12 protein-coding genes are annotated in these 12674 nt (G+C 45.6%); 4 read left to right on the top strand and 8 right to left on the bottom strand.

The annotated features are described in order from the left end of the window. Nucleotides 1–22 precede the first annotated feature (22 nt). On the top strand, nucleotides 23–1342 hold the full coding sequence (locus IBX48_RS02015; protein ID WP_296830269.1) for a S41 family peptidase: 1320 nt from the start codon (nucleotides 23–25) through the stop codon (nucleotides 1340–1342). Further along, nucleotides 1342–1896 carry a DJ-1 family glyoxalase III gene (locus tag IBX48_RS02010; RefSeq protein ID WP_296830158.1) on the top strand — a complete coding sequence of 185 codons (555 nt, stop codon included), beginning with the start codon at nucleotides 1342–1344 and terminating at the stop codon, nucleotides 1894–1896. Before IBX48_RS02015 ends, IBX48_RS02010 begins: the two co-directional genes overlap by 1 nt. Nucleotides 1897–1918: 22 nt before the next feature. Here the strand turns inward: IBX48_RS02010 and IBX48_RS02005 are convergent, their stop codons facing one another. Continuing rightward, nucleotides 1919–2083, bottom strand: a complete 165-nt coding sequence (locus IBX48_RS02005) for a hypothetical protein (protein WP_296830156.1) — start codon at nucleotides 2081–2083, stop codon at nucleotides 1919–1921. Then, nucleotides 2070–4469, bottom strand: coding sequence for an EAL domain-containing protein (locus IBX48_RS02000; protein WP_296830154.1), 2400 nt, complete (start codon nucleotides 4467–4469; stop codon nucleotides 2070–2072). Before IBX48_RS02000 ends, IBX48_RS02005 begins: the two co-directional genes overlap by 14 nt. Before the next feature lie 110 nt (nucleotides 4470–4579). Between IBX48_RS02000 and IBX48_RS01995 the strand changes: the two genes are divergently transcribed. Continuing rightward, complete coding sequence (locus IBX48_RS01995; protein ID WP_296830151.1) at nucleotides 4580–5428, top strand: YihY family inner membrane protein; 849 nt, start codon at nucleotides 4580–4582, stop codon at nucleotides 5426–5428. 21 nt (nucleotides 5429–5449) lie between these two features. On the opposite strand, the gene gshA is transcribed toward IBX48_RS01995, so the two are convergent. The 4 genes from gshA to metK form a co-directional block, all read right to left on the bottom strand. Continuing rightward, complete coding sequence (gene gshA, locus IBX48_RS01990; protein WP_296830149.1) at nucleotides 5450–6745, bottom strand: glutamate--cysteine ligase; 1296 nt, start codon at nucleotides 6743–6745, stop codon at nucleotides 5450–5452. Between the two features lie 109 nt (nucleotides 6746–6854). Next, nucleotides 6855–7601 carry a 16S rRNA (uracil(1498)-N(3))-methyltransferase gene (locus tag IBX48_RS01985; RefSeq protein ID WP_296830147.1) on the bottom strand — a complete coding sequence of 249 codons (747 nt, stop codon included), beginning with the start codon at nucleotides 7599–7601 and terminating at the stop codon, nucleotides 6855–6857. 11 nt (nucleotides 7602–7612) lie between these two features. Beyond that, on the bottom strand, nucleotides 7613–8482 hold the full coding sequence (metF, locus tag IBX48_RS01980) for a methylenetetrahydrofolate reductase [NAD(P)H] (protein WP_296830145.1): 870 nt from the start codon (nucleotides 8480–8482) through the stop codon (nucleotides 7613–7615). Nucleotides 8483–8602: 120 nt separating this feature from the next. After that, complete coding sequence (gene metK / locus IBX48_RS01975; protein ID WP_296830143.1) at nucleotides 8603–9760, bottom strand: methionine adenosyltransferase; 1158 nt, start codon at nucleotides 9758–9760, stop codon at nucleotides 8603–8605. A gap of 222 nt (nucleotides 9761–9982) precedes the next feature. On the opposite strand from metK, the gene IBX48_RS01970 reads away from it, so the two are divergent. Then, on the top strand, nucleotides 9983–10537 hold the full coding sequence (locus IBX48_RS01970) for a thioredoxin family protein (protein ID WP_296830140.1): 555 nt from the start codon (nucleotides 9983–9985) through the stop codon (nucleotides 10535–10537). A 316-nt stretch (nucleotides 10538–10853) separates the two neighbouring features. On the opposite strand, the gene IBX48_RS01965 is transcribed toward IBX48_RS01970, so the two are convergent. Together IBX48_RS01965 and purE are read right to left on the bottom strand one after the other, a co-directional pair. Then, a complete protein-coding gene (locus tag IBX48_RS01965) occupies nucleotides 10854–11957 on the bottom strand; it encodes a 5-(carboxyamino)imidazole ribonucleotide synthase (RefSeq protein WP_296830138.1) in 1104 nt (367 codons plus the stop codon). Nucleotides 11958–12025: 68 nt separating this feature from the next. Then, nucleotides 12026–12532 carry a 5-(carboxyamino)imidazole ribonucleotide mutase gene (gene purE, locus IBX48_RS01960; RefSeq protein ID WP_296830136.1) on the bottom strand — a complete coding sequence of 169 codons (507 nt, stop codon included), beginning with the start codon at nucleotides 12530–12532 and terminating at the stop codon, nucleotides 12026–12028. Nucleotides 12533–12674: the final 142 nt, after the last annotated feature.

Genomic DNA, 12674 nt, shown 5'->3' with positions numbered 1-12674 from the left:
TCTGGAGTGTTTGGTGAATAAAATAACCTATATGAAGAAAACCCTTTGGGTGTTTACAGGTACCCTGCTGGGCGCTATGTTAGTGTTTGGTAGTAGTGTGATGGCCGAAAAGCAGGCCGATACTCAGGTGGTTTCTTTACCAATTGAAGAATTGCGCGCGTTTGTTGAGGTATTTGATCGAATTTCCTCCAGCTATGTTGAAGAAATTGAAGACGAAAAACTACTTGAGAATGCCATCAGCGGAATGTTATCGAAATTAGATCCACATTCCGCTTATTTACCAGCCGAACACTTCGAAAAAGTCGAAGAACAAACCCGGGGCGAGTTTGGTGGCTTGGGTATGGAAGTCGGGTTGGAAGACGGTTTTGTAAAAGTTATCGCACCAATTGATGATACACCAGCCCAGCGTGCAGGTATTAAAGCGGGTGACTTAATTATCAAGCTAGATGATAAACCAGTTAAAGGTATGGGTTTGACCGATGCGGTTGAGATAATGCGTGGCGAACCGGGTAGCAAAATTGTACTTACGATTATGCGTCAAGGTGAACGCGAGCCATTTGAAAAAGAGTTGACACGAGCGGTTGTAAAAGTAAAAAGTGTGCGTCAGCGACTGCTGGCGAAAGACATAGGTTATGTTCGCATCAGCCAGTTCCAAGTGAGAACAGGGCGTGACTTGGTTTCGGCGATTAAGGAACTCGAAAAAGAAAACGAGGCAAACCTAGCTGGTCTGGTACTTGATTTGCGCAACAACCCTGGTGGCGTATTAAATGCATCAGTAGATATATCGGATGTGTTTTTAGATGGCGGTTTGATTGTGTATACCGAAGGTCGTATTCAGAATTCAAAAATGCGCTTTGAAGCGAAAAAAGGCGATGTGATGAGAGGTAAGCCAATTGTCATATTGGTAAATGAAGGTTCGGCTTCGGCGTCTGAGATTGTGGCTGGCGCTTTGCAAGATCATAACCGTGCATTAATTGTCGGACGTAAAACTTTTGGTAAAGGTTCGGTTCAAACTCTATTGCCATTAAATAACGGCGCCGCGATTAAGCTGACCACTGCTTTGTATTACACCCCGGCGGGTCGTTCAATTCAGGCCGACGGTATTAAACCGGATATTGAGGTCGATATGGTTAAGGTTGAACGTATTGAGGCCAGTAAGTTAGGTCGAATGAATGAAGCCAGTTTAGATGGTCATTTGAGTAATACAACTAAGATCACTGAAGAGACAGAATTGGTTGACGATGCAACGGTCAACTTGTTGTCAGATGACTACGAACTTCACGAAGCGCTAAACTTGCTTAAAGGCATGATGTTTATGAACAAAGCCGCGACAAATAAATAATGCCTAAGGTACTGGTACCACTTGCACAAGGTTGCGAAGAACTTGAAGCCGTCACCATCATAGATTTGCTGGTGCGCGCGGATATGGAGGTAGTGACCGCCAGTTTGGATGATCAACATTTGATTCAGTGTTCACGTGGCGTCGTATTGCAAGCGCAAACAAGTTTAGCTGATGTGTTAGATCAAACCTTTGATATGGTGGTATTGCCAGGCGGATTGCCAGGTGCAGATTATTTGGCGGCCGATGAACGTTTGCTAAGTTTGTTGCGACAAACGGTGCAGTCTGGTGGCATCAGTGCGGCGATTTGTGCCGCTCCCAAAGTATTAAAAGCGGCCGGTTTGTTGGATGGTGTAAATGCAACCAGTTTTCCAGGAGTGTTAGATAAAAGTCCGGCTGAAGGTATGGTTTATCTAAATCAACCGGTGGTGGATGCAGGCTCGATTGTTACGTCCAGAGGGCCGGGTACGGCGATGGATTTTACTTTGCATTTAATTGAACGCTTAAATGGTGTTGAATCTCGCGCTAAGGTCGAAGCCAGTTTAGTGCGTGCTTAAGAATTTGGGGCTCGGGAAAAAATTAATGTAAGGTTTTACGCAGCATCGCTTTGATTTGTTGAGCCAGTTGTTTGGCGGCTTCAGGGCTGATACTGGGTAAGTTCAAATTAGGTTTATTCTCAGCCTGTGCTATGTATTCAAGTAGGCGTTTAATTTCTTTTTGTGTATCACTTTCAAATTCCGCCATAGTTGTTCTCAACTGTTGCGGACTCCAGTCGCCCAAAATCTAACTGTTTAAAGCTGACTTGATCCGCAGGGTGTGGATATGACAACAAATATCCTTGACCCTCATCACAACCCAACTCGCGTAATAGGGCTAACTGTTGCATTGTTTCAATGCCTTCAGCCAAGACTTTTAAGCCTAGACTGTGCCCCATTGTAATAATGGCGGTGACAATCGAGTAAGACTCGGAATTGTAAGTCAAATCGCGCACAAAACTCTGATCAATTTTAATCCGATCCACATTCAAGTGTTTAATATAAGCCAACGAACTGTAGCCGGTACCAAAGTCATCAATGGAAATCTCTAACCCCTTCTTTTGTAAAATGCTTAATGCTTGATTGTCTTCGCTTAAATGATTCAGCAACAGACTTTCAGTAATCTCCAAGTCAAGTTGGTTAGGTTGCAAGTTGTTGATGTCAAGCTGCTGTTTGACGTGTTGAGTAAAGCCTTTTTCATTCAATTGTGCACTGGATACATTAATCGCCACTCGCTTGAGTGGATTGCTTGATTGTTGCCACGTTTTTAGTTGCGCCAGTGCACTTTCGAGCACAAAGCCACCAATCGCATTGATCAGCCCAAACTTTTCAGCGAGTGGGATAAACTCGCTAGGCGGAATCAGTTGGCCGCCTTTTTGCCAGCGTATAAGGGCTTCCGCGCCAGTCACCTCAAGCGTATCTAATTGGTATTGTGGTTGATAAACGACAAAAAACTCACGATTGAGAAGCGCGTGATGCAGATTGATTTCGGTTTGGTAAAGATAATGAATGTGTTCATTCATCTTATCTGAGAACAAGCAGTAACCATTTTTACCCTGCTCCTTGGCCTTGTACATCGAAAAATCCGCGTGGCGCATCAGATCTTCTAAGCTGTTGCCATCTTTGGGGTAGGTGACAATTCCAATACTACAACCTAAGGTTTGAGACTGGTTATTGGTTTGATAAAGCTGTTTGATGGCATCAATTAATTGGTTGGCAAGTTTGGCAAGTGCCAGTTCATCACAGCGACGGCAAATAATCGCAAACTCGTCACCACCCAAGCGCGCGACCATCTGGTTTTTATCATCCGGTAAATGGTTGCGAATAATCTGAGCGACTTGCTTAAGCACCTGATCACCAGCTTCGTGACCTTGTGTGTCGTTTACCCATTTAAAATTGTCTAGGTCTAAAAAGAATAAACCAAAGCTTTGGTTGTTATCTTGTTTAATCCAATGTTTAACGGTTTTTTGGAAAAGATTACGGTTGGGTAACTCGGTTATTAGGTCATAATTGGCTAGGTTTTCGAGCTCTTTTTGGGTTTGCTTGAGGTCGGTGACATCCGTTAATAAAAAGGATAAATAAGTATTGTCGAGGCGGATATCTTCGATTTGATGCACATCTATTAAATAATGCTGATTTTGATCTGACTTTAAAGCCCCTTCTTGACGAGCATAGCCTTCCTGAATGACATCGGAAAATAAACATTCAATATCGATGTCAGCAAACAGCTGAGGCAATAATGTCCAAATATCAAGGTGTTGGTCGAGATCAAATGGTTTAACCAGCGCATTATATTTAATGTTGGTTTTAACCAAACGACCTTGTTCGGTGGCAATGGCAATTGACTCATGTATGTTTTGTAAAATGGCACTGTCGAGCACGATTTCTTTAGTGCGTTCCTGTACTTTTTGCTCAAGTTCGGCTTGGAAGTTATGTTGAATGCGCTGTGCATGGTGGAGTTTTTTGAGTGTGTAGGCACTGATTAGGGTAATTAAAATAAAAAAGCTCACCAGCGTAAAAACCCATAGTTTTTTAATGGCGCTCACATCTTGATCTACATTTTTGCGTGATTGTTTGAGTTGCTGGTCTTTTATGCTGTAAAGCGTTTGGAAAAGCTGAATCGCGTTTTCTTGAACCGGCAACGTTTCTAACACTAATAATTCAAGGGCAATGTCGGCCTGTTGGTTTACAATTAAGGACATAACGCGGTTTTGCAACTCGCGATTCATCGTGGTTTCGCTTAGCAGCTGATTAAACAGACGTTTTTCATCGTCATTGGTTTCGAGGGCTTGATACTTTTGCAACGCGATCATAATTTTTTCGGCGCGATCGTACAGTTGCATTTGATAGTGGTCAAGTTCAAATGGTTCTTTTGCGGTCACCATTTGAAGCAATAGAATGCTGCGGTCGCGCGCGTTTTGATAGAGTTTTTCGACCAGTTCTTTTTGTTGAAACTGTGAATCAAGTTTAGCAATCGATTGTTGAATACGATTGTCGAAGCCAAAGGCTAATAAACTAGTGACTAAGGCCAAGCTGCATATTAATGCATAGCCGAGCGCGATATAAAAGGTAGTGTTTTTAGTGGTTTTACTCACAGTCATCCATTAATTGTTAGCGGCAAAATACGCGATGCCTATTATGGTGTCTTATATGGCGACTCACAAATAAATATTAATGATAGGGTTAGAAGCGAAGGGGCTTATGTATGGCTTGGTTGTCGATATCGTTTTGGCGTAATGTATTAGCGCGTTTTTGGCGCAAGCAAGGAACGGAGGCCGTGGCAATTCTGGCCTATACCAGCCTGATTGGTTTGGTGCCGCTGTTAGCCGTCATGCTCAGTCTGTTCTCGACGTCCAGCTGGTTTGAACCCTTTCAACAACTAGTGATGCAACAGGTCTTTACCTATTTAATGCCGGACTCTCAGCCGATTATTCAGCAGTACCTATTGCGTTTTGCTGAACAGGCTTCGCGTTTAACCACACCAGGCCTGGTGGTCATGTTTGGTACCGCATTGATGTTGCTTTGGACGATTGATCAAAAAATTAACACCATGTGGAACAGTCGTTATCAACGGCGCTGGTGGCTGAGTTTGTTAAATTATTTAGGCATTAGCTTAATTGGGCCACTGTTGCTCGGTTTGAGTTTGTTGATCAGTGCCTACTTATTAGCCAGCCCTTTATTGGGCTATTTTGCACTAGACGGATTGGGCTTGGGTCAACTCTTAAACCTGCTACCTTTGTTGTTCAGTGCGCTGGGCTTTATGATGTTATATCGATTTGTTCCGGTGGCCCCTGTGAGTTTAAAGCAGGCCTGGTGGATTGGTTTGATGGCGGCGATTCAAATAGAGATATTAAAGTTGGGGTTTGGTTGGTATGTGAGCGCCTTTCCTACTTACGATTTGGTATATGGCGCGATGGCGGCGGTGCCACTGTTTTTGTTATGGTTGTATTTGATTTGGTTTATTGTGATTTGGAACGCAGCGGTATTAGCCGAACTCACTAAACGAAAAACCGATTTAGTAAACTTGGACAAAGTGGACGAAACCGCCCACTAAATAATGGGCACCTCGACTAAATTACGCCTTCGCGTTTCGGGCCGACTGAATTTCTCTAGCCGCCGCGAGCAAAGCCAAGCGTGCGACCACACCGTAAGCATAGAAACGGTTGGGTTCGGCATCTGGTGTTTGGTTTTGATCTGGCAATACCCCCGACTGCTGGAAAGCCATAGGCTCAAAATGCATGCCGGGTGAATTTAGGTTGTCTGTAACGGTTTTGCCAGTATGAATACGGTAAAAGCCACCTATAACATGATTGTGGATCATATAAACCACCGGTTCAGCGACCGCTTCATCTAATTTTTCAAACGTATACACACCTTCTTGCACCAGCATTTTATCAACCGCTAAGCCTTCTTTGGCTGAGGTCATTTTGTTACGTTGTTTTCGGTTTAGGTTTAATACATCTTCGGCATTTTTAACTGACATAATGGCCATGCCGTAAGTGCCGCTGTCAGACTTGACAATCACAAACGGTTTACAGTCAATGTCATGTTCATGGTAATAATTGGCGGTGTTTTCTAACACCTTATTAACGGTTTTAGCCAGTTGTTCGAGGCCAGTGCCATCTTTGAAGTTGATTGGGCCACATTGGATGGATTCAGGTGTGATTAACCAAGGATCAATTTCCACCAACTCAGCAAAGCTTTTGGCGACATCCGCATAGTGGGTAAAATGTTGGGTTTTGTAACGGGTGGCCCAACCTAGGTCTAATGGTGGCAGTAGGGTTTGCTCAATATTCTCCAAGATCGCCGGACGGCCAGAAGACAGGTCGTTGTTTAATAATACGGCGCACGGAAAAAACGATTCAACACCAACTCGTTCAGCTTGACGAATAAGCGGTTTGAGTATCAGCGTTTTACCCGAGGGTAAGTCAATCGGTGTGGTGTCGGTGACATCTGGGTTAATTGAGCCAATATGAACTTCATAACCCGCACTTTCAATGATTTCTTTGAGTGTGCAAACATTTTCCAAATAATACATATTGCGAGTATGGTTTTCCGGAATAATCAACACACCATCCGTGATAGGGCAAGCTTGGGTAATCGCATTCTGAGTGGCTTGTACGGCCAAAGGGCGCAAGTCTGGGTGCAGATTATTAAAGCCCGCCGGAAACAAGTTGGTGTCAACCGGCGCGAGTTTGTAACCGGCATTACGCAAATCAACCGAGGCGTAAAAAGGTGCGGGGGTTTCTCGAAATTGTTGGCGAAACCAGCTCTCAATCGCGACACTGTGATTAAGGAAATGCGCTTCTAGTTCAAGCAAAGGGCCTTTTAATACGGTTTTCAGATTGGGAACTTTATAAGAGTGCGGCATAGTCTAGAACTCGGTTTCAATTGCGTTATTGGGAAATTCCATTATAGCAAAGCGCTAGCAGGATGATAAATATCCGACTGATTTTGTCGGTTTTAAATGAGTAGCCGGTTTAAGATGCGTTTAAATCGCCCCATTGAGCTTGAAGTAAGCTTAATACAACAGGTGCCGCGGTTTCAGTACGTAATACGCGAGGGCCCAATCGCACGGCTGTTAAACCGTTAGTTTTTGCCTGCTCAACTTCGGTTTCGCTTAAACCACCTTCCGGGCCAATCAGTAAAGCTAGCTCAGTCGTTTGCATTTGTTCAGGTTTGAATGTCATCAGGGTTTGTTGCGCATAAGGATCAAGCACCAGGCCTGGTTGTTGCGGGTGGTCAGAAAACCATGTGTTCAACGTGATAAGTGGGCGCACGATCGGTACCACACAGCGACCGGATTGTTCACATGCACTGATCACTAAGGCCTGCCATTGTTGGCGACGTTTTTCGGCTTTTTGTGGATCTAACCGAACTTCGCAACGCTCAGTAAAAACGGGTTGAATCGCACTTACACCGAGCTCGACGGCTTTTTGCAGGCTATAATCCATGCGTTCGCCGCGCGAAATCCCTTGTATCAGTAACGTGTTAAGGGGCGATTCTGTATTGGGGCGTTGAATTTCACCGAGTGTGATTTGGGCTTCGCGTTTGTTGAGAATCTGAAGTTGCGCTTGGGCTTGATGACCTTCGCCATCAAATACTTCAAGCGGGTGTTCAGCCTTTAAACGCAATACGGTTAACGCATAATGAGCTTGATCTTTGGTCAAGTCCAGTACACGCCCGGATTGGTATTCAGCCGGTAAATAAAGCCTTGGAATGCGCATGCAAATTCAGCTTAAAGTTGCATATGATCTTGGCGCCAGCTTAAGTCGCGCACAATATCAAAGGTAGGTTGAGTGCGGTTCATGCTGTAAAAATGCAGGCCTGGTGCGCCTTGATCCAGCAGACGTTGACACATGCGGGTCACATAGTCTTGACCGAATGCACGCAAACTTTCGGTATCATCCTCAAAACTTTCCAAACGGCATTTTAACCAACGCGGCACTTCGGCTCCACACATGGCGGAGAAACGGATCAGCTGTTCGTAGTTGGTGATCGGCATGATGCCAGGCACGATTGGCAGATCAATGCCGGCTTTTTCGCAACTATCAATAAAGTAGAAGTAGCTGTCGGCATTAAAGAAATACTGCGTAATAGCCGCATCCGCACCTTGGTCAACCTTGTGTTTAAAGTGTTTGATACCTTGATCGCAATTACGAGCCTGGGGATGGGTTTCTGGGTAGGCCGCGACTTCAAGCGTAAAATGATCGCCGGTTTGCTGGCGGATAAACGCCACTAAATCAGCCGCGTATTTAAACTCGCCCGGATCCATCATGCCCGACGGCATATCACCGCGCAAAGCGACAATCCGTTTAACGCCGAGGTCTTGATAGGTTTTAAGCAACGCTCGAATACTGTCTTGACTCGCGCCGATACAGGTTAAATGCGGCACTGCTTCAAATGCAGTATTTTTTTGAATATGAGTGACTGTTTCAAGGGTTTTTTCTTGTGTTGAGCCGCCTGCACCGTAAGTAACGGAAATATATTCCGGCTTCAGTACGGTCAAATCATCAATTACTTGGTTCAGCTTTAATGAACCTTCAGGCGTGCGTGGCGGAAAACACTCTAAACTCAAGGTTTGCGGATATTGTTTTTGCGATTTCATCAAAAAAATCCTGTGAGGTTGTAGCATGGCACGTAACCTTGTGCTCCAGCGACACCTCTTTTTGCGTCGCAAAAAGCCGAAGGAGTCGGGGCACAAGGTGAAAGTGACATTCTAAAAAATTTACAATCCGGCGTCAGTGCGTAATGCGGCGGCTTTGTCGGTTTTTTCCCAAGTGAACTCAGGCAGTTCACGTCCGAAGTGACCGTAAGAGGCGGTTTTTTGGTAAATCGGACGGTATAAATCCAACATTGCAATTAAACCTTTCGGGCGCAAATCAAAATGTTCGCGTACCAGTTGCTCAATGCGTTCGACGCTGACCTTTTCAGTACCAAAGGTGTCCACGCTGATCGAGGTGGGCTGCGCCACACCAATGGCGTAAGAAATTTGAATTTCACACTTGTCGGCTAAACCAGCGGCGACAATGTTTTTAGCCACATAACGCCCAGCATAAGCCGCTGAACGATCGACTTTGGATGGATCTTTACCAGAGAAAGCACCGCCACCATGACGTGCCATACCGCCGTAAGTATCAACAATGATTTTACGCCCGGTTAACCCCGCGTCACCCACCGGCCCGCCGATTACAAAACGCCCGGTTGGGTTAATGTGATATTGGGTGTCTTTGTGTAACCATTCAGCTGGCAAAGTAGGTTTGATAATGCAATCCATTACCGCATCACGTAGCGCCGCGTTGTCGATGTCCGGCGAATGTTGGGTCGATAATACCACCGCGTCAATCGCGACAGGTTGACCGTTTTCATAACGAAGTGTGACCTGGCTTTTCGCATCGGGACGTAACCAAGGCAACTCACCGCTTTTACGAACTTGAGCTTGGCGCTCCATTAAACGGTGTGCGTAATAAATCGGGGCCGGCATCAATACATCGGTTTCATTCGATGCGTAACCAAACATTAAACCTTGGTCGCCCGCGCCTTGTTCGTGGTCATCAAACTCGTCAACGCCCATGGCGATTTCGGGCGATTGCTTACCAATCGCGCTTAACACCGCACAGGTATCGCCATCAAAACCTAAGTCCGCACTGTCGTAGCCGATATCCCTGACAACTTTACGCACTAATTCTTCTTGATCAACCCAAGCACTGGTGGTGATTTCGCCACCAATTAAGACCATGCCGGTTTTAACAAAGGTTTCGCAGGCCACACGTGCACGCGGATCTTGTTGCAGAATCGCATCCAGCATCGCATCAGAAATTTGGTCGGCAATTTTATCCGGATGACCTTCGGAAACCGATTCAGAAGTAAAAACAGTGGTAGTCATATGTGCAACCTCGCATTCAAAAAAAACAAAAGAGAGGTACGGAAAGAGGCGGGAACACTCCTCGCTTTAGCCGTACTTATTTAATGCGCCCGCAAGCTGATAATCAAATCGGCGCAAGGGGTATTATCGCAGAAAATTTATAACTGTCAACGCACACCAGCCTTGACCAAAGTGTGAGTTTGGTCTAATTTGAGGCAAGTTTTTAATAGTTAGGAGAAAGGAATGGTGAGTTTAACGACGCCAGTTTGTGATTTTGGTCAGGACGCATTGGATTTTGCCTTGCCTGGCGTTGATGGTCAGGTTTGGACTTTGGATAAAGCCAAAGGGCCAAAGGGCTTGTTGGTTATGTTTATTTGCAATCATTGTCCTTATGTCAAAGCCATTCAGGCACGTTTGACTAGAGATTGTGCGGAATTAAAAACCTTGGGTGTCAATAGCATTGCGATTATGTCGAACGACCCAAATGAATATGCCGAAGACTCGTTTGAGAATATGAAGGCAATTTCTGACCAATGGCAGTTTCCGTTTCCTTATGTATTAGATGAAACTCAACAGGTCGCCAAAGCTTATGGTGCAGTTTGCACACCAGATTTTTTTGGTTATAACGCCGATTTGAAGCTGCAGTATCGCGGGCGTTTGGATGAATCGCGTAAGCAAGCCGCGGAGGCGAATGTGCGGCGTGATTTGTTTGAAGCGATGAAGCAAGTGGCGCAAACCGATCAAGGACCGCTAGAGCAAATTCCGTCAATGGGCTGTTCGATTAAGTGGAAAGTGTAAGAGTTTGTAAAGTTGATTAGACCGTATCTGAAGAATAATTTAGTGCTTTAAATGCGTGTTGTTAAGGTTACGAACGCCAATAAATATGAACGTTTCTCGGTTCTTCCCGTGAAGGCGTTCGTGCTACTTTGATGACCCCAAAGTAGCCAAAAAGTTTTTGCCCCGAGAAAAGTCTCTTTGTTGCTAGGCTACTCGCTAAAAAATATCAACTCGCTGCGCTCAAACAAGATATTTTTTTACGCTCGCTACGCCAAACAACAAAACGATCCTTTTCAAAGGGCAGATTCTGCATCGCTGAAGCCGACAGGTTTTAAACTTACGGCATCCAGGCTTTGAGTTGTTCTAGGCTGGTTTGCAGTTCGGCTTCGCTATCCGCCACGACATTGATATGGCCGAGTTTGCGTCCGGCACGTTCGGCTTTGTCGTAGAGATGTAAAAATGCATTCGGCATTTTAAGAACGGCTTCGATATCACCATGTTGACCAATGATGTTCACCATGGCGGCAAACGGCTGGCGTGGTACGGTTGAACCTAACGGTAAGCCGGTAATGGCACGAATATGGTTTTCAAACTGTGAAGTTTGCGCGCCTTCCATCGTCCAGTGACCGGAATTGTGAACGCGAGGCGCCATTTCATTCGCCACCAGGCCTGCTTCGGTTTCAAATAACTCTAATGTCAAAACACCGACATGATCCATCTGATCCAATAAAGCCTGCATATAGGTTTCGGCTTGTTGTTGAATCGCCGGGCTGATTTGTTGAGCTGGCGCAACGGTTAAACGCAAAATGCCTTCGTGATGCTGGTTTTCGACCAGTGGATAATAAACGTGTTGGTTGTCGGCATTACGTACCGCGATAATCGACAGCTCGCGTTTAAACTCAATAAAACCTTCTAAGATGGCTTCGCGTTCACCAATCGACGACCAGGCCTGCTCAATTTGGCTGGTTTGTTTAATCACAAACTGGCCTTTGCCATCATAACCTTCGGTGGTGCTTTTAAGAATGGCGGGTAAGCCAATCATATCGACAGCTTGATGTAATTCAGCCAAATTGGTAACGAGGGTGTAGGGCGCACAAGGAATGTTTAATTCAGTAAATAAACTTTTTTCACGCCCACGATGTTGCGAGTAATAAAGCGATGCGGCGCTCGGATAAACCGGTGTGGTTTGGCTGATCTTTTCAACCAACTCGACCGAGGTGTTTTCGCTTTCGTAGGTGATAACATCGGCAAAGTCCACCAGTTGACCCAAGCTATCGGTATCGTCAGATTGTATGTGCATATTACCCAGCATCGCCGCCGGTTCGTCATGGTTTAAGCCGTAAAAACCAAATTTATGGCCTAACGGGTAGCCCGCCATCGCGAGCATGCGGCCCAGCTGGCCTGCGCCTAAAATACCCACTCGACGGCTAAACGGTGTCATAAACCCAATCCTCAACAATAATTTAATACCGGCATTTTACCCTGAATTCAGCTTGTATGTAATTCGGCTTAGTTAGCTAAGCGCGGATCGGAATTGGTCAGCACATCCTCGGTTTGTGCTTGACGCCAAGCGCGCACGGCCTCGCGAATGTCTGGGCGTTGTGTGCCGACCATTTGTGCGGCTAGAATACCGGCGTTTTTGGCACCAGCTTCGCCGATAGCTAGTGTTCCAACCGGAATGCCACCGGGCATTTGCACGATCGATAATAAAGAATCCTGGCCGTTTAAGGCTTTGGATTTGATGGGTACACCTAATACCGGCACCAGGGTTTTGGCGGCCACCATGCCAGGCAAATGCGCGGCGCCACCTGCGCCAGCAATAATCACTTCTAAACCACGTGACTCGGCTTGCGAGGCATATTCAAACATCAAATCTGGAGTACGGTGAGCCGACACAACTTTGACTTCGTGCGGAACATTAAACAATGTCAGCATATCGACGGCGTGTTGCATCGTCGGCCAATCGGTCTTTGAACCCATAATGACACCCACTAATGGCTGGTTTGATGCTGGCATAATGTTGCCCCCTCAGATTTGAAAAAACCGTGAATTATACCTCAGGACTTTAAAGTGTCAAGTGATCGTCTGTTTCGAGGCTGTTTTGTCTACCACATACAGACTGTAATTTAAGCACTTAAACGGCATAAAAAGCGAACTG

The organism is Thiomicrospira sp., from assembly GCF_014859555.1.
GTDB lineage: Bacteria > Pseudomonadota > Gammaproteobacteria > Thiomicrospirales > Thiomicrospiraceae > Thiomicrospira.
The sequence above is the reverse complement of the archived record's forward strand: the minus strand, read 5'-3'. Positions and strand labels throughout refer to the sequence as shown.